Annotated in this window: 12 protein-coding genes, 2 tRNA genes and 3 rRNA genes; 11 read left to right on the forward strand and 6 right to left on the reverse strand. The window is 42.9% G+C overall.

Translation table 11 applies throughout. The features are described from left to right. Window positions 1-398 precede the first annotated feature (398 nt). Together srmB and SFRI_RS03380 are read right to left on the reverse strand one after the other, a co-directional pair. Window positions 399-1,619 carry an ATP-dependent RNA helicase SrmB gene (srmB, locus tag SFRI_RS03375; RefSeq protein WP_011636147.1) on the reverse strand — a complete coding sequence of 407 codons (1,221 nt, stop codon included), beginning with the start codon at window positions 1,617-1,619 and terminating at the stop codon, window positions 399-401. 53 nt (window positions 1,620-1,672) lie between these two features. Further along, window positions 1,673-2,428 (reverse strand): tRNA1(Val) (adenine(37)-N6)-methyltransferase, encoded by a 756-nt coding sequence (locus SFRI_RS03380; RefSeq protein WP_011636148.1) that lies wholly within the window; start codon window positions 2,426-2,428, stop codon window positions 1,673-1,675. A 481-nt stretch (window positions 2,429-2,909) separates the two neighbouring features. Here SFRI_RS03380 and brnQ point away from each other — a divergent pair, with 481 nt between their 5' ends. The 4 genes from brnQ (at window position 2,910) to recJ (ending at window position 7,949) form a co-directional block, all read left to right on the forward strand. Continuing rightward, a complete protein-coding gene (gene brnQ, locus SFRI_RS03385) occupies window positions 2,910-4,241 on the forward strand; it encodes a branched-chain amino acid transport system II carrier protein (RefSeq protein ID WP_041412764.1) in 1,332 nt (443 codons plus the stop codon). Between the two features lie 89 nt (window positions 4,242-4,330). After that, complete coding sequence (xerD, locus tag SFRI_RS03390; protein WP_041412765.1) at window positions 4,331-5,236, forward strand: site-specific tyrosine recombinase XerD; 906 nt, start codon at window positions 4,331-4,333, stop codon at window positions 5,234-5,236. A 144-nt stretch (window positions 5,237-5,380) separates the two neighbouring features. Beyond that, window positions 5,381-6,109 (forward strand): bifunctional protein-disulfide isomerase/oxidoreductase DsbC, encoded by a 729-nt coding sequence (dsbC, locus tag SFRI_RS03395; RefSeq protein WP_041412766.1) that lies wholly within the window; start codon window positions 5,381-5,383, stop codon window positions 6,107-6,109. A gap of 115 nt (window positions 6,110-6,224) precedes the next feature. Continuing rightward, a complete protein-coding gene (gene recJ / locus SFRI_RS03400; protein WP_011636152.1) occupies window positions 6,225-7,949 on the forward strand; it encodes a single-stranded-DNA-specific exonuclease RecJ in 1,725 nt (574 codons plus the stop codon). Between the two features lie 283 nt (window positions 7,950-8,232). Here recJ and SFRI_RS03405 read toward each other — a convergent pair. The 3 genes from SFRI_RS03405 to SFRI_RS03415 all read right to left on the reverse strand — a co-directional run bounded on the left by SFRI_RS03405 (window position 8,233) and on the right by SFRI_RS03415 (window position 9,541). Further along, window positions 8,233-8,319 (reverse strand) — tRNA-Leu (locus SFRI_RS03405). Between the two features lie 59 nt (window positions 8,320-8,378). Continuing rightward, window positions 8,379-8,454: transfer RNA gene (locus SFRI_RS03410), tRNA-Phe, on the reverse strand. Between the two features lie 325 nt (window positions 8,455-8,779). Continuing rightward, complete coding sequence (locus SFRI_RS03415) at window positions 8,780-9,541, reverse strand: outer membrane protein assembly factor BamD (protein ID WP_011636153.1); 762 nt, start codon at window positions 9,539-9,541, stop codon at window positions 8,780-8,782. A 123-nt stretch (window positions 9,542-9,664) separates the two neighbouring features. On the opposite strand from SFRI_RS03415, the gene rluD reads away from it, so the two are divergent. The 3 genes from rluD (at window position 9,665) to clpB (ending at window position 14,105) form a co-directional block, all read left to right on the forward strand. Then, window positions 9,665-10,639, forward strand: coding sequence for a 23S rRNA pseudouridine(1911/1915/1917) synthase RluD (rluD, locus tag SFRI_RS03420; protein ID WP_011636154.1), 975 nt, complete (start codon window positions 9,665-9,667; stop codon window positions 10,637-10,639). Beyond that, on the forward strand, window positions 10,639-11,367 hold the full coding sequence (gene pgeF / locus SFRI_RS03425; RefSeq protein WP_011636155.1) for a peptidoglycan editing factor PgeF: 729 nt from the start codon (window positions 10,639-10,641) through the stop codon (window positions 11,365-11,367). Before rluD ends, pgeF begins: the two co-directional genes overlap by 1 nt. Window positions 11,368-11,531: 164 nt before the next feature. Beyond that, window positions 11,532-14,105: an ATP-dependent chaperone ClpB gene (clpB, locus tag SFRI_RS03430; protein WP_041412767.1), complete on the forward strand. Its 2,574-nt coding sequence runs from the start codon at window positions 11,532-11,534 to the stop codon at window positions 14,103-14,105. A 61-nt stretch (window positions 14,106-14,166) separates the two neighbouring features. On the opposite strand, the gene SFRI_RS03435 is transcribed toward clpB, so the two are convergent. Then, window positions 14,167-14,610 carry a DUF4124 domain-containing protein gene (locus SFRI_RS03435; RefSeq protein WP_011636157.1) on the reverse strand — a complete coding sequence of 148 codons (444 nt, stop codon included), beginning with the start codon at window positions 14,608-14,610 and terminating at the stop codon, window positions 14,167-14,169. Between the two features lie 99 nt (window positions 14,611-14,709). On the opposite strand from SFRI_RS03435, the gene pssA reads away from it, so the two are divergent. The 4 genes from pssA (at window position 14,710) to rrf (ending at window position 21,371) form a co-directional block, all read left to right on the forward strand. Beyond that, window positions 14,710-15,534: a CDP-diacylglycerol--serine O-phosphatidyltransferase gene (gene pssA, locus SFRI_RS03440; protein WP_011636158.1), complete on the forward strand. Its 825-nt coding sequence runs from the start codon at window positions 14,710-14,712 to the stop codon at window positions 15,532-15,534. 731 nt (window positions 15,535-16,265) lie between these two features. Continuing rightward, window positions 16,266-17,808: ribosomal RNA gene (locus SFRI_RS03445) — 16S ribosomal RNA — on the forward strand. Between the two features lie 392 nt (window positions 17,809-18,200). Then, a 23S ribosomal RNA gene (locus SFRI_RS03450) occupies window positions 18,201-21,104 on the forward strand. A gap of 151 nt (window positions 21,105-21,255) precedes the next feature. Next, window positions 21,256-21,371: ribosomal RNA gene (gene rrf, locus SFRI_RS03455) — 5S ribosomal RNA — on the forward strand. Together the 16S, 23S and 5S rRNA genes form the textbook arrangement of a ribosomal RNA operon. The last annotated feature ends 656 nt before the right edge of the window (window positions 21,372-22,027 follow it).

Genomic DNA, 22,027 nt, shown 5'->3' on the forward strand with positions numbered 1-22,027 from the left:
ACATGTTCATTCAGATTCATTTTTATTACTCATTACATCTAAATTAACAGAGTATGACGTTTATCTAAATAGTTTGATGTAAATAAAATGTTTCAAAATTTTGTGTTTTTTATGATTCTACGATTAAAGCTTAATAAACGGATATTTTTGAGATGTTTGAGCTAGGATGAAATGTACTGTTAACGTTTTAATTCATAGTAATTAGCGGCTTAGAATTGATTTACTTGGTGGGTGTTTTTTGTGCATAAATTGACATATCTTGACACTTTGCAGTGGTATTAGGTCTAGTTAGTGATGATTTATAGGCTTTAGGGATAAAAAAAGCGAATTACAGAGTAATTCGCTTTAATACTAGTTGGTCAATGTATTTTAGGACGTAATATAAGTCTGCCTAAAAGTTACTTTTTCTTATATTTTTTCGATTTAACTCGAGCATCTTTTGCATTGGCTTTTTTCTTACCAGGCACTTTAGCTTCTTTGTGTTTAGGGCGAAGTTCTTCAATCACACGGCGTTTCAGTGGGATCTCAATGTAACGTTCAATTTTAGACACAATACGCATATCGTGCGCTTCAACTAATGAAATCGCTGTTCCTTTTGCGCCCGCGCGCGCAGTACGGCCAATTCGATGAACATACGCGTCAGCAGAACGTGGCATGTCAAAGTTAATCACATGAGTAATATCATCAACATCGATTCCTCGAGCTGCAACATCCGTCGCCAAAAGCACATTAACTTCGCCTTTAGAAAAACGACCCAGTGCTTGGAAGCGTTTTTTCTGCTCCATATCGCCACGCATAAATGCACATGGGATATTCGCTTTTAGCAATAAACCTTCAAGGCTGGCAACCATTTCGCGAGTTTTAACAAACACAATGGTGCGTGTAACATTTTCTTGTTGAAGAATATGACATAACAACGCAAATTTATGTGCTTGATCGTCAGCCAAGTGAACCCACTGGTGTACTTTGGCTTTTTCACTGCGTGGCGCTTCAACATCGACCATTACTGGATCGGTTAATAAGTCGCGAGCGAAACGGTTAACCCCATTACCTTCAAGCGTGGCAGAAAACAGCATGTTCTGTTTGCGGCCTTGAGCTTCAATGGCAATTGATTGCACTACTGATGAGAAACCCATATCAAGCATACGGTCAGCTTCATCAATAATTAAAATTTCAACTTCAGTGGCGTCAAATTTGTCTTTATCTAGGTATTCCATTAATCGACCAGGGGTGGCGATCAATAAATCAACATTGTCTGCAAGTGCTTCTTCTTGTGGACCATATGGCACACCACCAGTAATAATGGCGATATTAAGCTCAAGCCCAGTGGCTAAATGGCTTGCATAACGATGAATTTGACTGGCTAATTCACGTGTTGGCGTTAGCACCAAAATGCGTGCTTGGCCTTCAAAACGACGTGGGAAGTCAATAAGGTGCTGTAAAGCAGGCAGTAAAAAACTGGCTGTCTTACCGGTGCCGGTTGGCGCACGCGCTAAAATATCCCGCTGATCCATGGCCAATGGAATAGTTTGCTGCTGAATAGTGGTAGGGGTGTTGTGTCCCATGGCCTTGAGTGACTCTAATAAGCTAGGGTCGAGCTGGAAATCTTCAAATTGCATGCGCTGGTCTCGCTGAAAAATAGTTGAGTATTATAGCTGACCTAATGAGCAGGCTAAAGCTTTAAGTAGAATGGACGACATAAATCTATCATCGTTTCGCTGTATCGCCCTTGTTTATCGCGGATCGTCATTTGATGATACTGAGTTTCCACAGCAGGATTGGTTAGTGTTTGTGGTTCAGCAGTTGTTGGGTTGTGTTGGATTGCCAATATTGATCGGTTAGCTACCTTTCCCTCAATGCTAATGATATCAAGCTGCTTAGCAACGAATAGACCATAAGCGTTAAGTTGTTGGATAAAACTGGCTAAACTTTGCAGCGGTAAAATAACACTTGCCGTGCCTTGCGGGGCTAGTAATTGGCTAATCACGTTCTGTAATTCTGCAAAGGACAAGGTATTAGTATGTCTGGCGTCAGCACGTGCACTATTTTTGGCTTGTGTGCCCTGTTCAAAGTAGGGAGGGTTACAAATAATATGGTCGAATAATGGCTCATCATTGTTGTTGTGACGTTGTTGGAAGTCTTGAATAGCACCGTGAAATAGTTGCACTGTCTCTGACCAAGGGCTTTGCTTAATATTAAATTGGCAAGCCTTTGCTGCAGCATTGTCTATTTCTACTGCAATAATACTGGTGTGATGAGGACTTCGTTGTGCAGCCATTAAACTGAGTAAACCACTTCCTGCACCGATATCTAAAATATGACTTGATTGAGTTAATTCAGCCCAAGCTCCGAGTAAAACTGCATCAGTACTGACTGCCATACCACACTGTTGATCATCGATATGAAATTGTTTAAACGTAAAAGACATAGATAATTGATTACTCTTTGGGCTGTGTGGACGACTCGGATAAGATCATAACTGCTTTGATTTTTACTGTCGCGTGTTAATTGTCTCCAGCCTGTATGGTTGACTTTTTGTTATGGTCAATTAACTTAAAAATCATAGATGTGGTGAATATGTACACAAGTCTTGCCATAAATCGTAACTAAACTGGTTTTTTTTATTGTTTAGGGGGCTGGAGCTTGAGTATTAAGGCGATATTTGGTATTAGTTTGCGCGCTTTTTTACGAATTAAATCGAGTAAAAAGTCTAATTAAGGCTATTTGACAGGGATGTAACGCTGAATACTGAGTTAACGAGTCATTTTCGTTACTCTCTTAACAAAGTTTACTATTTTTTAAGTGTATTTTTAACTTTACAATTTATTATTCGTTCAGCTCAGCAGTAGCTAATTATGGCGTAATCAATTAGGTTTGTTAAAAAACATAACAATAAAACGAGGCTAGTAGTGCAAACAACCAAAATGAGTGTGACTGATACGCTAGGGTTAGGGTTTATGACCTTTGCGTTTTTTTTAGGTGCGGGTAACTTAATTTTTCCACCTTTTGCTGGCATGCTTGCTGGCGAGAATATGTCTTTTGCGATGTTCGGTTTCTTAATTACCGCAGTGGGTATGCCACTTATAGGCTTAATTGCCGTTGCTAAAGCTAACGGTAAAGTGATGGCGTTATTACCTGCGTTTGCGGCTACAGCATTAGCCATTGCGATTTATATCATCATTGGCCCAGCATTTGCCGCCCCACGTACTGCATTGGTGGCATTTGAAATTGGCGCAAGACCTTTTATTAGTAATCCCGATGCGTTAATGATGCTCGGCGGCAAAGAGTTCAGTATTGCGCAACTTATTTATACTTTGGTGTTTTTCTCCATTGTGATGTTTTTATCTTTATTTCCAGGAAAATTACTCGATAGCGTTGGTAAAATACTTACGCCTGTATTGATTCTACTATTGGTGGGATTAGCCAGTTCTGTGATTATTCTTCCTGGCGCAGAGGTGAACCTGCCGGTTGGTGAATATATTAATAGTCCATTAACCAAAGGGATTATTGAAGGTTATAACACCATGGATACCTTGGCATCATTGATGTTTGGTATGCTAATCATCGATTTGTTGCGCAAAAAAGGTGTTAACGATGCGGCCGATCAAACTAAGTATTTAGTTCGTGCAGCATTTATTGCTGCTGGTGGTTTAGCATTTGTGTATGTGTCGTTATTTTATCTTGGTGCTTCAGCAGGTGATTTTGCTATTGGTGCCGACAATGGTGGCCAAATTTTAACAAACTATGTGACTCATCATTTTGGCAATATTGGCACCTTAATGCTGTCAACGGTTGTGACGCTTGCTTGCTTAACGACTGCGGTTGGTTTAGTCACCGCTTGTTCTGAATTTTTTAATGAATTAATGCCTAGATTATCGTACAAGTTGCTGGTGGTTTTATTAAGTGTGATTTGTGCCACTGTCGCTAACGTAGGTTTATCGCAATTAATAAGCATCAGTATTCCTGTGTTAATGACGATTTACCCAGTTGCGATAGCATTGGTATTGGTGACTTTTTTGACAGAACGCTTTGCTAGACCGGCATTTTCGCATCGTGTCGTGCTGAGTGTGGCATTATTTTTCGGTATTTTTGATGGGTTACAAACGGCAGGCATGGATATGAGCTTCCTAGACTTTATGCCACTGCATGTAGAGGGGATGGCTTGGTTGCTACCTACTGCGTTAACGGCAATTGTGTGTTTGTTTATACCCAAAAATCTGGATCAAAAAGCGGATGCTTAATTGTTAAATAGATCATAATTAACAGAGCAATATAACGACGTTATGATAGATTATCTAACGTCGTTTTTTATTATTTATTGGATACCGCTTTGGCCAAACCTGTTTATCAACCCGATCCTTTAATTAACCAGTTTCTTGATGATTTATGGTCAACTAACGGGCTAAGTGATAATACCTTGGTATCTTATCGTACAGATTTACAAAATGCAGAACGTTACATTTTGACTAAAGGTAAGGATTTGCTGCAAGTTGACCAGGCCTTACTGCGTGACTATCTTGCTGAACGTTTTGATAAGCAATTTGCTAAAAGTAGTACAGCGAGACTTCTCAGTAGTTTACGGCGTTTTTATGCTTACTTATTAGTTAAGCAGAAAATTAGCCAAGACCCGACTGCATTAATCAAGTCACCTAAGCTCGTTCGCCAATTACCGGATACATTGTCTGAAGCGCAAATAGACAATTTGTTATCAGAGCCAAATATTGATGATCCGATCGAGCACCGAGATAAAGCCATGTTAGAGCTTTTGTATGCCACAGGGCTGCGGGTGACTGAATTGGTAAGTTTAACGATGGAGCAGATTAGTTTGCGCCAAGGTTTAGTGAGGGTGATGGGTAAAGGAGGCAAAGAGCGTTTGGTCCCTTTAGGTGAACTGGCCATTACAGCTGTTGAGCAGTACATCAAGTTTGCTCGTGCTGAACTATTAAGTATGAAACAGTCTGATGTTTTGTTTCCCTCTCGCCGTGGGCAAATGATGACCAGACAAACCTTTTGGCATCGAATTAAATTGTATGCGGCCAGAGCCGGTATTCAATGTCATCTATCTCCACATACGTTACGCCATGCTTTTGCTACCCATTTACTTAACCATGGCGCAGATTTACGTGTGGTACAATTGTTACTCGGTCACAGTGATTTATCGACCACTCAAATTTATACACATGTTGCTAAAGTACGCTTACAGCAACTACATAGCCAACATCATCCACGCGGTTAGCTTAGCGGGTTGTGTATCCGTGTGGGTTTCAAATTCTTACATTTAAGATAATGAGTATTTGTTGCGCTAGCGAAATTAAATCTGTAAGTTTTGCTTACGAAGTCGGGTCTATTGATTATGAACCCGTGTAATATAGGAATTACCATGAAGTTAACTAAAGCATTCGCCCTTGTTGCCAGCCTTATTATTGCCCCTATTGTGTCAGCGGCAACTGCGACCGATGTATCCAATGAATCAGCATTAAAGCAAAAACTCACTGAAACCTTAGGGGTCAACGTGATGCTCATTCAACAATCTCCAGTCGATGGTTTATATCAAGCACTAACAGACCGCGGAGTCCTATACGTCACCAAAGATGGCGCAAAGCTATTTCATGGCAATCTGTATGACATGGATAAAGGCATGAAAAACTTAACTGAGGCAGCTTTAGCTGGACCTCGTATTGAGTTACTTAAGCCGTTTGAAGATGAGATGTTGGTTTACAAAGCGAAAAACGAAAAGCATGTGGTCACAATATTTACCGACGTAGATTGTGGTTATTGCCGTAAGCTGCATAATCAAATGCAAGGCTATAATGATTTAGGTATTACGATTCGTTATTTAGCTTATCCTCGTGCGGGCATTCCATCTGCTAATGCAGACGAGATGCAAGCGGTATGGTGTGCTAAAGATCCTTTAAAAGCGATGACAGAAGCTAAAAATGGTGGCAATGTTAAAGCGGCTAGTTGTGATATTGATATTGCAGCGCAGTATAAGTTAGGTATGTCATTCGGTGTTAACGGCACACCAGCGTTGATTTTAGAAAATGGTGTGATGGTACCTGGTTATCAAGCTCCGGCAGACTTATTACGTACGATTGAATCGAATTTATAATTCAGACTAGTAAATCAACGTCGTAAAGCGTGTGCTAAAAACGTAAAATCAAGGTGAGCTTAGGCTCACCTTTTTGTTATGCTCTATTCTCTAATTACCCGTTTAAGGTTGCCTTTTGTCTCATAAAATAGTCCGTCGCCCTCAGGTTGATGATAGTCATTTACCTGCTTCTTTATCACCATTACTGAAACAGCTCTATGCTCGCCGTGGCGTCAATGAAGATAACTGCGAATTAGTGCTAAGTAAGTTATTGCGCCCAGATACCATGAAAGGGCTTGCAGAAGCCGCTGTGATTATTGCGGATGCTATTGCTGCGCAGCAATCGATTCTGATTGTTGGAGATTTTGATGCTGATGGTGCCACGTCGACTAGTGTGTGTATGTTGGCGCTGAAAATGATGGGGGCTAAGCATGTTGACTACCTTATTCCCAATCGGTTTGATTATGGTTATGGCTTAAGCCCTGAAATTGTTGCGGTGGCTTTTACTAAAAATGCAGATGTACTCATTACCGTTGATAATGGTATTTCGTCAATTGAAGGGGTGGCAGCAGCAAAGTTGCTGGGAATGACTGTTATCGTGACAGACCACCATTTACCTGGCAGCACTTTGCCCAATGCTGATGTTATTGTTAATCCAAATCAGCCCGGTTGTCAGTTTGCCAGTAAGTCTATTGCCGGTGTTGGGGTAGCGTTTTATCTGATGTCTGCTTTACGTGCAGAATTAAGGCAGCGTAATTGGTATCAACAACAGCAAATTACTGAGCCTAATCTGGGCACATTGCTTGATATTGTCGCTTTAGGTACTGTCGCAGATGTTGTGTCGCTAGACACGAATAACCGTATTCTAGTCAATGCTGGTTTGCAGCGAGTCAGAAGTGGCCGCTGTCGTGTTGGCATTACAGCATTGCTTGAAGTGGCTAAGCGGAGTCCTGAAAAGATTGTTGCTGCTGATTTTGGTTTTGCAGTTGGACCTCGGCTCAATGCTGCTGGTCGTTTAGATGAAATGGCACTAGGGGTTGAAACTTTACTGTGTGAAGACATCATGTTAGCCAGAAGAATGGCAGCCGAATTAGATGGATTAAACCAAGAGCGCCGCGAACTTGAAACGGGTATGCAGCAAGAGGCATTAAAGAGTTTATCGAAAGTGTCGCTCAATGAAGAAGATTTGCCGTGGGGTATCGCCATTTTTCAGGAAGATTGGCATCAAGGTGTTATTGGCATTTTGGCCTCACGAATTAAGGATCGTTATCATCGGCCGGTTATTGCCTTTGCCGATGCCGGTGATGGTGCGATAAAAGGTTCTGCCCGGTCGATTAAAGGCCTGCATATGCGAGATTTACTCGAACGCATTAATGGTCTCTATCCTGGAATGATAACCAAGTTTGGTGGTCATGCTATGGCAGCAGGGCTATCGTTAAAAGCAGATGTGTTCGAGCAGTTTAAGCAAGCTTATGATGATGCGGTAAGAGAAGTATTAGATTATGAACAGCTGACGGGAGAGTTGCTCTCTGATGGTGAGTTATCGAGCCCATTAATGACGCTTGATACAGCATTTTTATTACGAAATGCAGGACCATGGGGGCAGTCCTTTGAAGAGCCACTGTTTGATGGCGTATTTAAGGTCGTGCAACAGCGTATCGTAGGTGAAAAACACTTAAAATTATTACTTGAGACTGAATGTGGCAGTACGATGTTAGACGGCATTGCTTTTAATGTGGATTTAGCCATATGGCCTGATGCAACCATTAAACATGCTCGTGTGGTCTATAAGCTTGATGTGAACGAGTTTAGAGGAAATCAAACTGTGCAGCTAATGGTGGATTATATTGAGCCCATGTAATCACTGTTTTATGTTGTCGCAGGTTTTCTGGCGAGTTGACGGACTCGTCAGTGAACAAACTGTTTGATGAATCGTAACGAGGTAGCGATATTGTAGGGTTAACATCCAACTGATTTTATTGTCAATGCACTAACTATTAGCGATACAGTAAAGCAATCAAGTTAATATGTTATCTGAGCAGCTAAATAATATGTGGCTTTAACACTCTTCAAAGTGATACAAGCAACAAAAACAAAAAGGCCTCGCAATGCGAGGCCTTTTTGTTAAATCGTATAAAGTTATTTGGTACAGGTGAGAGGACTTGAACCTCCACGCCCTTACGAGCATCAGCACCTGAAGCTGACATGTCTACCAATTTCACCACACCTGCAAAACATGTATCGCGAAATAACTTTATTCTATTAGTCGCTGTCGCCACCAATGTAAATATGGTGCCCGAACCCGGAATCGAACCAGGGACACGAGGATTTTCAATCCTCTGCTCTACCGACTGAGCTATTCGGGCGACGGACGCAATTTAAAGGATTTTGACCCATTGAGTCAACCTGTTTTTAATATTTATATCAAAAATCGATTTGTTTGGATGTATTTTGGGCGTATCGAATGTAATTCAGCCTAAGTATCATATTGTCATAAATACTTCATTCATATGATGGTTGCTACAGCAAATGGTGTTATGGTGCCGTTTTACTTGTGTGATAACCATAACAAGTAAAAATATTGAATAATTGCGACTCAATTATTCAATATTGAAAAATCAGATATAAAAAAACGCTCCGAGGAGCGTTTAATGCGAAACATTAATTAATAGTCGTGAGTTTGAATGATGACTAGTTAGATAATACTTCGTTAGTTGGAAAGTTTGCTTTCATTACGGTTTTAACGTTTTGTTGTAATTTTTCCTGGCCTAATTCGCCATACGCTTTAACCATAATTTCTAACGCGCGTTCAGTTGATGGTGTTCCAGGGAACTTTTCCATAACTGATTGAGCACGAACAGCAGCTGCACTCCATGCATTCATTTTGATATAATATTCTGCAACTTGAATTGAATATTTAGCCAAACGGTTCTTTAAGAACTGCATGCGTTGTTGTGCATCAGCAGAATACTTGCTATTTGGATACGATTTAATCAATCGATCAAAATCTTTAAATGCATCTTGAGCATTTTTAGGATCACGATCGGTACGATCAATATTCATTAAATCGTGAAATAAGTAATTATCTGCCTGCATATTCGTTAAACCACGCATATAATAGACGTAATCTATATTAGGATGCGTTGGATTGAGGCGTAAAAAGCGATCAATATTGGCAAGTCCTGAGGCAGCATCATCCATTTTGTAATACGCAAAAATCAAGTCTAATTGAACTTGAGTTTTGTGCGGACCAAATGGAAAACGAGAATCCAATGCTTCAAGTGAACGAACGGCTTTAGAGTAATTACCTAATTCCATTGACGTTCTTGCTTGAGAGTACAGGACATCAGGTGATGCTTTACTGGCAACATCATCGTCTTCTGGACTGCTACTACAGGCTGTTATAGCCAGTGAAAGTAATACTAGGGCGGCACCTTTGGCAATTTTATACATACTTGAATTCAATTCTTTTTAAGTTGTTGTTAAGAATTTTTCCATTTCACGGTAAAATAGAAAACATCCGATTGTAACAGATAGCACATTCACTTTGGACCCCTAAACTGGGGTACGGTTCCTATGACACAAGAGATTAATCTAAAAAGCGAGATAACAGCAATACAAACCGGTCTGAGATTAGACCAAGCATTAGCTGGTTTGTTCCCTGACTACTCGCGCACACGCATCAAGGAATGGATCCTATCTGGTGCAATTACTATTGACGGTATCACAGTCGACAAGCCACGGGAAAAGGTTTTCGAGTCTCAGTTGGTAGAAGTTACGGCAACACTTGAAGAAGAAGTGAGTGCTAAAGCGCAAAATATCGACTTAAATATTGTTTATGAAGACGACCATATTCTTGTCATTAACAAGCAAGCTGGTTTAGTTGTTCATCCTGGTGCTGGTAACGCAGACGGCACATTGATGAATGCTTTATTATATCATTGTCCAGATATTGAACATGTACCAAGAGCGGGTATTGTTCATCGTTTAGATAAAGACACTACAGGGCTAATGGTTGTCGCTAAAACAGTTGAGGCACAAACACATTTGGTTGCCGCATTACAGGCGCGTGATATTGTTCGTGAGTATGAAGCGATTGTATTAGGCACTATGACGGCTGGTGGCACGGTTGATGAACCTATTGAACGTCACGCAACTAGACGTACTCAAATGGCCGTTATCCATGGTGGTCGTCCATCGGTGACTCATTATCGAGTGTCTGAAAAGTTCCGAGCTCACACGCGTTTACGTTTGCGTCTGGAATCTGGTCGTACTCACCAAATTCGTGTTCATATGGCACACATTGGCCATGAGTTGGTTGGCGATCCGGTTTATGGTGGTCGTCCTCGTCCGCCTAAATCTGCTAGCCCAGAGTTTTTTGAATTACTCAAAAACTTTAAGCGCCAAGCTTTACACGCAGTGCGTTTAGAGCTTGCTCATCCATTTACCTGTGAAATCATGACTTGGCATGCGCCGATCCCTGATGACATGGTTGAGCTGACAAAAGCACTACGAGTCGATACTGAGCTTAATCCGATAGTGTATTTATAATGCTTGAGCACGATTGGCCAATACCAGCTAACGTTGCCATTGCGATGACAAATCGTTTTGGTGGCGTCAGCGTTAGCCCATTTGATAGTTTGAATTTAGGGCTTCATGTTGGTGATAAGCCTCAAGATGTATTCGCTAATCGTGCAATATTAACTCAGAAATTATCATTACCGGCTGAGCCAACTTGGCTTGAACAAGTTCATGGTACTAATGTTGTTGATGTACAAACATTGATCCCAGGCAGTGCTATAGCGTTAGCTGATGGCTGTTACAGTAATCAGTTTGGCCATGTATGTGTAGTAATGACGGCCGATTGCTTACCAATATTATTATGTAATCAACAAGGTACCGAAGTTGCCGCTGTTCATGCCGGGTGGCGCGGTTTGTGTGAGGGCGTCATCGAGCAAGCATTGGCGATGTTTCATTCACCACCGTCAACATTAATCGCATACTTAGGTCCTGCAATTGGTCCTTGTGCATTTGAAGTTGGTCCTGACGTTCGTGATGCTTTTATCAATAAAAATCCGCAAGCGGCAACTCATTTTATCCAATATAATGCTAAATATTTAGCTGATTTAGTCGGCTTAGCTAAGTTGCGTTTATCTACAGCAGGCGTTACTCAAACTTATAGCGCAGATGTGTGTACCTTTTCTGAACCTGATTACTTTTCTTACCGTCGTGACAAGCAAACTGGACGAATGGCTTCTCTCATTTGGCTAAAATCTTAAGTTATTATTGGTAACAACTTTCAAGTATAAAAAATCAACAATTTTTTGATCCAGATTAAGTTTTAACCTTGAGTTTACATTAAATGCCCCCATCTTTAAGTTAACAAATTATTCATTTCTGAATTAATTTCCCATTCCACATGTATCAGATCCTAGGAGGTTGTATGAGACTCGATCGTATGACTAATAAGTTTCAAATTGCCATTTCTGATGCCCAATCATTAGCATTGGGACGCGATCATCAATTTATTGAACCTATTCATTTAATGATGGCGCTGTTAAATCAAGATTCTGGTTCTATCCATTCTTTACTTACGCAAGCGGGCATTCGTGTTAGCGCGCTTCGCTCTGCGGTTAGCCAAGAGTTGGAGCGTTTTCCACAAGTTGAAGGTACTGGTGGTGATGTTCAGTTATCACAAGGGTTAATTCGTTTACTAAACCTATGCGATAAGTTAGCGCAAAAGCGCAAAGACAAATACATTTCATCTGAATTGTTTGTCTTGGCTGCATTGGAAAATAATGACCCCCTTGCCAAAGCATTAAAAGATTCTGGTGCAAGCAAAGAGTTAATGGAAAAAACCATTGAAGACATGCGTGGCGGGCAGAAAGTTGATGATCCCAATGCTGAAGATCAACGCCAAGCATTGAAAAAATTTACCGTAGATTTAACCGAGCGCGCAGAGCAAGGTAAGTTAGACCCTGTTATTGGTCGTGATGAGGAAATTCGTCGCACGATTCAAGTGCTACAACGCCGTACTAAAAATAATCCGGTATTAATTGGTGAACCTGGTGTCGGTAAAACCGCCATTGTTGAAGGTTTAGCTCAGCGTATTGTTAATGGTGAAGTCCCTGAAGGGATTAAAAATAAACGGGTATTGTCATTAGACATGGGGTCGTTAATTGCGGGAGCCAAATATCGCGGTGAGTTCGAAGAACGCTTAAAAGCAGTATTAAATGAGCTATCACAAGAAGAAGGTCAGGTCATTCTGTTTATTGATGAGCTGCATACCATGGTCGGCGCAGGTAAGGGCGAGGGCGCAATGGATGCTGGTAATATGCTTAAGCCTGCTTTAGCACGTGGTGATTTGCATTGTGTCGGCGCAACAACACTTGATGAATATCGTCAATATATTGAGAAAGATGCTGCACTTGAACGCCGTTTTCAAAAAGTAATTGTTGATGAACCGAGCGTTGAAGACACCATTGCCATTTTACGTGGTTTAAAAGAGCGTTACGAATTACATCATCATGTTGAAATAACTGATCCTGCTATTGTTGCAGCTGCAACCATGTCGCATCGTTATATTTCAGACCGTAAACTGCCTGACAAAGCTATCGACTTAATTGATGAAGCCGCATCGAGTATCAGGATGCAGATTGATTCTAAGCCCGAAGTACTTGATCGATTAGAGCGCCGTGCTATTCAGCTTAAGCTGGAAGAACAAGCGTTAAGTAAAGAGTCAGACGAAGCCAGTCGTAAACGTCTTGAGTTTTTACAACATGAACTGAGAGATGTTGAAAGTAAAGCGGCTGAAATGAATGAGATTTGGCATACCGAGAAAGCAGCATTAGCAGGTACTCAACATATTAAAGCTGATCTCGAACAGGCGAGAATGGATTTAGAAGTTGCTCGACGTGCTGGTGACTTAACGCGGATGTCTGAATTACAGTATGGGCGTATTCCTGAACTTGAAAAACAGTTGGATTTAGCATCACAAGCCGAAATGCAAGATATGACACTGTTACGTAATAAAGTGACTGATGTCGAGATTGCAGAAGTACTATCGAAAGCGACGGGGATACCTGTTTCAAAAATGCTCGAAGGCGAACGTGAAAAACTATTGCATATGGAAACCGCATTACATGAACGTGTAATTGGCCAAAACGAGGCTGTGGATGCAGTATCTAATGCCATTCGCCGTAGCCGCGCCGGTCTTGCCGATCCGCAACGTCCAATCGGTTCGTTCTTGTTCCTCGGGCCTACTGGTGTGGGTAAAACTGAATTATGTAAATCGCTAGCTAAGTTTTTATTTGATTCAGAATCGGCTCTTGTGCGCATTGATATGTCTGAATTTATGGAAAAACATACCGTTTCGCGTTTAGTTGGTGCCCCTCCAGGATATGTGGGTTATGAAGAAGGTGGTTATTTAACTGAAGCGGTTCGCCGTAAGCCTTACTCAGTGATTTTGTTAGACGAAGTTGAGAAGGCACATCCAGATGTATTTAACGTGTTGTTGCAAGTATTAGATGATGGCCGTTTAACAGATGGCCAAGGCAGAACGGTTGATTTTAAAAACACTGTGATCATCATGACCTCTAACCTTGGTTCAGATATTATCCAAGAGGGCTTTGGTCATACGAGTTATGAAGAGATGAAAGCTGGAGTCATGAATGTTGTGACGCAAAGCTTCCGTCCAGAGTTTTTGAATCGAATTGATGAGTCTGTGGTATTCCATCCCTTAGATGCAGAAAATATCAAACACATTGCCAGCATTCAATTTGAATTGTTGCGCAAGCGTCTTATTGAGAAAGAGTTTGATATTGAGTTGTCTGATGCCGCTTTATCATTAATTGCCGAAGCTGGATTCGATCCTGTTTATGGTGCAAGGCCTTTAAAACGAGCATTGCAACAAGAAGTGGAGAATCCTTTAGCCCAAAAATTACTTCGAGGCCAATTATTGCCAGGTAAAATGATTAAAGTTGTAGTAGAAGATGGCAAGCTAGCTTTCAATCAATAATGTTATACCGCATTATTAGCTGAAGTTATTTGAACAAAGGGAGCATTAGCTCCCTTTTTTATTACTTGCTTTGACAAAATAACCTGACTCGCTCGGTGTTTTCAGCAATAGCAGCTTGCCTCTGTTCTTCTGTCATGGCGACAGTTTCACCAGTAGCTTTGTCTTGTTGATTTAATTTGCTGTGAGTCTTCAACACACTAAGGCTGTGCTTAGCACTTTTACAGATGTCTTTGGCTTGTTGTTTGTCTTTTTCATTAATGATCTTTGCTGACGTTTCTAATTCAGACTCCGCGTTAACAGCGGTTTTTTTTTGTGGTGTGTAAGTGCCAATTTTAGCGGGTTCCACATCTTCACTATAAATCTTGCTAGCATCTACATTTAAAGGTTGTTGCTGACTGTAATGCACAACCCCAGCATCATCCACCCAAGTGTAAATCGTCGCGGCATATAAGCATGCACTAAATGCAAAAGTGGCTAAGCCAAAAACTAAACGCATAATTCCCATGTGAGTATCCCAGAGCTAATTGACGACATGCTTGAATGTTTCAAAATATGCTATCTTTGAGTATAAATCCAACAACTAAAACGATAATGTGTAAAGTGTATGCAAAATTCACCTAATCACCCAGTAAAAAATAAAGGTATTTACTTATTACCCAACTTATTTACTACAGCAGGGCTGTTCTCTGGTTTTTATGCTGTCATTTCATCAATGAACGGTCACTTCGAGTCAGCGGCAATCGCTATCTTTATTGCTATGATTTGCGATGGACTCGATGGCAGAGTCGCAAGATTAACCAATACTCAAAGTGATTTTGGCGCTGAATATGATAGTTTGGCCGATATGGTTTCTTTTGGCATGGCTCCAGCCATCCTTGCTTACAATTGGGCATTACAAGACTTAGGTAAAATAGGTTGGTTAGCGGCTTTTATTTATTGCGCTTGCGCGGCATTGAGATTAGCTCGTTTCAATACCCAAGTTGGTGTTGCCGATAAACGTTATTTTCAAGGTCTAGCTAGTCCCGCTGCAGCAGCCTTAATCGCTGGAAGTATTTGGAGTGGTTCTAAATATGAGCTTGACCCTACCAATATAAATTACCTTGCTGCATTGATTACTGCCTTAACAGGACTACTCATGGTCAGTAACTTTCGCTATCACTCCTTTAAGGAAGTCGATTGGCGAGGGAAAGTAAATTTCGTGGTGATGTTATTGCTCGTAGGTGTGTTCGTTATTATTTCTGTAGAACCAGCAATTATTCTTTGTCTTGGTTTCTACATATATGCACTATCTGGACCTGTTATCACGATTAAAGCTATTAAGAAGTTAAAAGTGGCCCACATCGTTGGCGATGAATTGAATAAAACAGAGACACAACAACACTCAACCATCGATGACATCAATAGTACCAACGAGAAAAAAGAAAGTTAATTATAGAGTGATTTTCTTCAATAGCATCTAACTATAGAGTTTACCTCTACTATATAGGTAGCTGAGGTAATCGTTGTTATTCACCAATGTATTCATTAAATCACGTCTTTTTTATTGAAATCGTAAATATGTACTATAATTCTTATCCAGTTTTATATTCGTTAATGCGCTTCTGTATATTAACTGGAGTTTAATTAAGCAAAATCGAACGTGGTTGTGTATTTTTAATACCGTCTTGTTTGATTAGTATTCAGTTGATTGCTTTTTTACTAAAAACCTTTAAAAAGGCCTTGCGCAAAAACGTGTGGTGCCTATAATGCGCATCCACTGACACGGCAGACAGCGCAAGCGGTTACCGAGTCAGGTTGAATTAAGTGCTTCAAAACACTGAATTCAAGGCGAAAAGAAAGTTTGAAAAAACACTTGACGCCAACACGGGAAAGCGTAGAATACGCACCCCAAGCCAACGACCTAGCGTCTTATGGTGATGTCTGAAAAATTGATATCAACGTTCTTTAACAATCTAAACAAGAAATCTGTGTGGACATTCACAGGTATTGAGTTATTCGAAATTGTCTTCTGTTCTTCGGAATGTTGGCAATCAAAAAATTTAAACTCAATGCAACGATGAATGTTCATAGTAATATGTACAAACATTATTTAGATTCTTCCGAGTCTAATTAATGAAATCAGAATTCATTGAGCCGAAACCTTCGGGTTTCAAAAAACTTTAATTGAAGAGTTTGATCATGGCTCAGATTGAACGCTGGCGGCAGGCCTAACACATGCAAGTCGAGCGGTAACACAAGGGAGCTTGCTCCTGAGGTGACGAGCGGCGGACGGGTGAGTAATGCCTAGGGATCTGCCCAGTCGAGGGGGATAACAGTTGGAAACGACTGCTAATACCGCATACGCCCTACGGGGGAAAGGAGGGGACCTTCGGGCCTTCCGCGATTGGATGAACCTAGGTGGGATTAGCTAGTTGGTGAGGTAATGGCTCACCAAGGCGACGATCCCTAGCTGTTCTGAGAGGATGATCAGCCACACTGGGACTGAGACACGGCCCAGACTCCTACGGGAGGCAGCAGTGGGGAATATTGCACAATGGGGGAAACCCTGATGCAGCCATGCCGCGTGTGTGAAGAAGGCCTTCGGGTTGTAAAGCACTTTCAGTAGGGAGGAAAGGTAATAGTTTAATAAACTATTACTGTGACGTTACCTACAGAAGAAGGACCGGCTAACTCCGTGCCAGCAGCCGCGGTAATACGGAGGGTCCGAGCGTTAATCGGAATTACTGGGCGTAAAGCGTGCGCAGGCGGTTTGTTAAGCCAGATGTGAAATCCCCGGGCTCAACCTGGGAATTGCATTTGGAACTGGCGAACTAGAGTCTTGTAGAGGGGGGTAGAATTCCAGGTGTAGCGGTGAAATGCGTAGATATCTGGAGGAATACCGGTGGCGAAGGCGGCCCCCTGGACAAAGACTGACGCTCATGCACGAAAGCGTGGGGAGCAAACAGGATTAGATACCCTGGTAGTCCACGCCGTAAACGATGTCTACTCGGAGTTTGGTGACTTAGTCACTGGGCTCCCAAGCTAACGCATTAAGTAGACCGCCTGGGGAGTACGGCCGCAAGGTTAAAACTCAAATGAATTGACGGGGGCCCGCACAAGCGGTGGAGCATGTGGTTTAATTCGATGCAACGCGAAGAACCTTACCTACTCTTGACATCCACAGAAGAGACCAGAGATGGACTTGTGCCTTCGGGAACTGTGAGACAGGTGCTGCATGGCTGTCGTCAGCTCGTGTTGTGAAATGTTGGGTTAAGTCCCGCAACGAGCGCAACCCCTATCCTTATTTGCCAGCACGTAATGGTGGGAACTCTAGGGAGACTGCCGGTGATAAACCGGAGGAAGGTGGGGACGACGTCAAGTCATCATGGCCCTTACGAGTAGGGCTACACACGTGCTACAATGGCGTATACAGAGGGTTGCAAAGCCGCGAGGTGGAGCTAATCTCACAAAGTACGTCGTAGTCCGGATCGGAGTCTGCAACTCGACTCCGTGAAGTCGGAATCGCTAGTAATCGTGGATCAGAATGCCACGGTGAATACGTTCCCGGGCCTTGTACACACCGCCCGTCACACCATGGGAGTGGGCTGCAAAAGAAGTGGGTAGTTTAACCTTCGGGAGAACGCTCACCACTTTGTGGTTCATGACTGGGGTGAAGTCGTAACAAGGTAGCCCTAGGGGAACCTGGGGCTGGATCACCTCCTTACCTATACGACTAACTCAATACCTAAAGTGCAGAGATGCATGTGAGTGTTCACACAGATTACTTGTTAACTTCTTCGGAAGTAGAGTGAAACACACCGCTTGCCGGTTAAGTGTTGTTCTTTAACAATTTGGAAAGCTGATAGTACTAACTAAAGGCGCATGGATGATGATTCGTTGTCGTTTGTGTGATTACGTTAGTGCGAAAAACGTTAATGCGAAAGCATTAACACTTGAGTTCTCAAAACACTGTTTAAGTGTCTTGAATATTCTAAAAACTAAGGCGAGTCCACTTCCTACCCTGGAGGTGAGACAAGTAAAAAACCAGCTGGTCATGATATGACCCAGAGCTCTTCTCTTGTTAATTCAAGGGTGTGAAACTCATTTGGGTTGTATGGTTAAGTGACCAAGCGTATACGGTGGATGCCTTGGCAGTCAGAGGCGATGAAGGACGTAATAACTTGCGAAAAGCGTTGGCGAGCTAGTAATAAGCATTTGAGCTAACGATATCCGAATGGGGAAACCCACATGCATAAGCATGTATCACAACATGAATACATAGTGTTGTGAGGCAAACCCGGGGAACTGAAACATCTAAGTACCCGGAGGAAAAGAAATCAACCGAGATTCCCCTAGTAGCGGCGAGCGAACGGGGATTAGCCCTTAAGTCTATGGGGTGTTAGTGGAATGTGTTGGAAAGCACAGCGGCACAGGGTGATAGCCCCGTACATGAAAACTAACCATAGATGAAAACGAGTAAGGCGGGACACGTGACATCCTGTTTGAATATGGGGGGACCATCCTCCAAGGCTAAATACTCCTGACTGACCGATAGTGAACCAGTACCGTGAGGGAAAGGCGAAAAGAACCCCTGTGAGGGGAGTGAAATAGAACCTGAAACCGTATACGTACAAGCAGTGGGAGCGGTTCTTGAGACCGTGACTGCGTACCTTTTGTATAATGGGTCAGCGACTTACATTTTGTAGCGAGGTTAAGCGAATAGCGGAGCCGTAGGGAAACCGAGTGTTAACTGCGCGTTTAGTTGCAAGGTGTAGACCCGAAACCGAGTGATCTAGCCATGGGCAGGTTGAAGGTTGAGTAACATCAACTGGAGGACCGAACCGACTTATGTTGAAAAATGAGCGGATGACTTGTGGCTGGGGGTGAAAGGCCAATCAAACTCGGAGATATCTGGTTCTCCTCGAAAGCTATTTAGGTAGCGCCTCGAGCGAATACCATTGGGGGTAGAGCACTGTTAAGGCTAGGGGGTCATCCCGACTTACCAACCCTTTGCAAACTCCGAATACCAATGAGTACTACTCGGGAGACAGACAGCGGGTGCTAACGTCCGTTGTCAAAAGGGAACAACCCAGACCGTCAGCTAAGGTCCCAAAGTGTATGTTAAGTGGGAAACGATGTGGGAAGGCTTAGACAGCTAGGATGTTGGCTTAGAAGCAGCCATCATTTAAAGAAAGCGTAATAGCTCACTAGTCGAGTCGGCCTGCGCGGAAGATTTAACGGGGCTAAACATACCACCGAAGCTACGGGTGCATTTCATTAGAAGTGCGCGGTAGAGGAGCGTTCTGTAAGCGGTTGAAGGTGAAGGGGTAACCCACACTGGACGTATCAGAAGTGCGAATGCTGACATGAGTAACGATAAAGGGAGTGAAAAACTCCCTCGCCGGAAGACCAAGGGTTCCTGTCCAACGTTAATCGGGGCAGGGTGAGTCGACCCCTAAGGTGAGGCCGAAAGGCGTAATCGATGGGAAACAGATTAATATTTCTGTACTTCCGCTAACTGCGATGGAGAGACGGAGAAGGCTAGGCTAGCGCGGCGTTGGTAGTCCGCGTTTAAGGTGGTAGGTTGATTTCTTAGGCAAATCCGGGAAATCGTACTTTAATGTACAGGCTGAGAGCTGATGACGAGTCACTACGGTGATGAAGTAGTTGATGCCATGCTTCCAGGAAAATCTTCTAAGCTTCAGGTTAGTGGGAATCGTACCCCAAACCGACACAGGTGGTCGGGTAGAGAATACCAAGGCGCTTGAGAGAACTCGGCTGAAGGAACTAGGCAAAATGGTACCGTAACTTCGGGAGAAGGTACGCTGCTGTTGGTGATGGGACTTGCTCCCTAAGCTGACGGCAGTCGCAGATACCAGGTGGCTGCAACTGTTTATCAAAAACACAGCACTGTGCAAAATCGCAAGATGACGTATACGGTGTGACGCCTGCCCGGTGCCGGAAGGTTAATTGATTGGGTTATCTTCGGAGAAGCTCATGATCGAAGCCCCGGTAAACGGCGGCCGTAACTATAACGGTCCTAAGGTAGCGAAATTCCTTGTCGGGTAAGTTCCGACCTGCACGAATGGCGTAATGATGGCCACGCTGTCTCCAGCCGAGACTCAGTGAAGTTGAAATTGCGGTGAAGATGCCGTATACCCGCGGCTAGACGGAAAGACCCCGTGAACCTTTACTATAGCTTGGCACTGAACATTGAACCTACATGTGTAGGATAGGTGGGAGACTTTGAAGCTTGGACGCTAGTCTGAGTGGAGTCAATCTTGAAATACCACCCTTGTAGTTTTGATGTTCTAACTCTGGCCCCTTATCGGGGTTGAGGACAGTGCCTGGTGGGTAGTTTGACTGGGGCGGTCTCCTCCCAAAGAGTAACGGAGGAGCACGAAGGTTGGCTAAGTACGGTCGGACATCGTACGGTTAGTGCAATGGCATAAGCCAGCTTAACTGCGAGACATACACGTCGAGCAGGTACGAAAGTAGGTCATAGTGATCCGGTGGTTCTGAATGGAAGGGCCATCGCTCAACGGATAAAAGGTACTCCGGGGATAACAGGCTGATACCGCCCAAGAGTTCATATCGACGGCGGTGTTTGGCACCTCGATGTCGGCTCATCACATCCTGGGGCTGAAGTCGGTCCCAAGGGTATGGCTGTTCGCCATTTAAAGTGGTACGCGAGCTGGGTTCAGAACGTCGTGAGACAGTTCGGTCCCTATCTGCCGTGGGCGTTGGATGATTGAAGGGAGCTGCTCCTAGTACGAGAGGACCGGAGTGGACGAACCGCTGGTGTTCGGGTTGTCATGCCAATGGCATTGCCCGGTAGCTACGTTCGGAATCGATAACCGCTGAAAGCATCTAAGCGGGAAGCGAGCCCTAAGATGAGTCATCCCTAGAGCTTTAAGCTCTCTAAAGGGCCGTAGGAGACTACTACGTTGATAGGCAAGGTGTGTAAGCGTTGTGAGGCGTTGAGCTAACTTGTACTAATGACCCGTGAGGCTTAACCATACAACCCAGATGGGTTTTACTGACCTTAGTGTTAGAATGAGGCGCTTAAACAGTGCGAACTCAAGACTCTTGATAAGAGTAAAAGCAATCAGCTTTCCGAATTATTATTTAATGCCTAATGAAGAATTAGTGCGTTAGATAAACAAATTTGTCTGGAAACCATAGAGCTGTGGCACCACCTGATCCCATTCCGAACTCAGAAGTGAAACACAGTATCGCCGATGGTAGTGTGGGGTCTCCCCATGCGAGAGTAGGTCATTTCCAGGCGCCTAATTGACTTGAAAGAGTCGTGAAACAGCCCGCTATCATGTAGCGGGCTTTTTTACGTCTGTCATTTGTTGAAATTACGGTTTGGTTAATATGAGCATAATGCTTGTGTGGACGATATGCCCATGCGAAGTAGGTCATTTTCAGGCGCCTAATTGACTTGAAAGAGTCGTGAAACAGCCCGCTATCATGTAGCGGGCTTTTTTACGTCTGTCATTTAACGACAAGTAGGCTTGGTTAATATGAGCATAATGCTTGTGTGGACGATATGCCCATACGAAATAGGTCATTTCCAGGCGCCTAATTGACTTGATAGAGTCGTGAAACAGCCCGCTATCATATAGCGGGGTTTTTACGTCTGTAATTTAACTACAAGTAGTTAATTCATCGATCTAGTTCATTCCTTAAAGTATCAACTTTGCAGGCCTTTGGATTTTGTGCATATACGTCGTCTACAGATTCATTAAGCTACAATAGCAGTCACGCTTAGGTATCGATTTTGTTTTAAGGCTTCCAAAGAAGGGTGGCATTACTGCATTTTGCCAGCAGTTATGTCTTCGGTTGATATTCTGTCCTATTTTATACTTTCATGGCTTTCATATTTGCTCAAACCAAATTGGAATTTTGTCTTTCACAACAGGCAACTCACCAATGTC

It is taken from the genome of Shewanella frigidimarina NCIMB 400 (assembly GCF_000014705.1).
Classification (GTDB): domain Bacteria; phylum Pseudomonadota; class Gammaproteobacteria; order Enterobacterales; family Shewanellaceae; genus Shewanella; species Shewanella frigidimarina.

What these genes read in the sequence shown, in the direction of transcription:
- srmB (WP_011636147.1), bottom strand. Translation starts at nt 1,619, where the DNA reads ATGCAATTTGAAGATTTCCAGCTCGACCCTAGCTTATTAGAGTCACTC.
- SFRI_RS03380 (WP_011636148.1), bottom strand. Translation starts at nt 2,428, where the DNA reads ATGTCTTTTACGTTTAAACAATTTCATATCGATGATCAACAGTGTGGT.
- dsbC (WP_041412766.1), top strand. Translation starts at nt 5,381, where the DNA reads ATGAAGTTAACTAAAGCATTCGCCCTTGTTGCCAGCCTTATTATTGCC.
- SFRI_RS03415 (WP_011636153.1), bottom strand. Translation starts at nt 9,541, where the DNA reads ATGTATAAAATTGCCAAAGGTGCCGCCCTAGTATTACTTTCACTGGCT.
- rluD (WP_011636154.1), top strand. Translation starts at nt 9,665, where the DNA reads ATGACACAAGAGATTAATCTAAAAAGCGAGATAACAGCAATACAAACC.
- pgeF (WP_011636155.1), top strand. Translation starts at nt 10,639, where the DNA reads ATGCTTGAGCACGATTGGCCAATACCAGCTAACGTTGCCATTGCGATG.
- clpB (WP_041412767.1), top strand. Translation starts at nt 11,532, where the DNA reads ATGAGACTCGATCGTATGACTAATAAGTTTCAAATTGCCATTTCTGAT.
- SFRI_RS03435 (WP_011636157.1), bottom strand. Translation starts at nt 14,610, where the DNA reads ATGGGAATTATGCGTTTAGTTTTTGGCTTAGCCACTTTTGCATTTAGT.
- pssA (WP_011636158.1), top strand. Translation starts at nt 14,710, where the DNA reads ATGCAAAATTCACCTAATCACCCAGTAAAAAATAAAGGTATTTACTTA.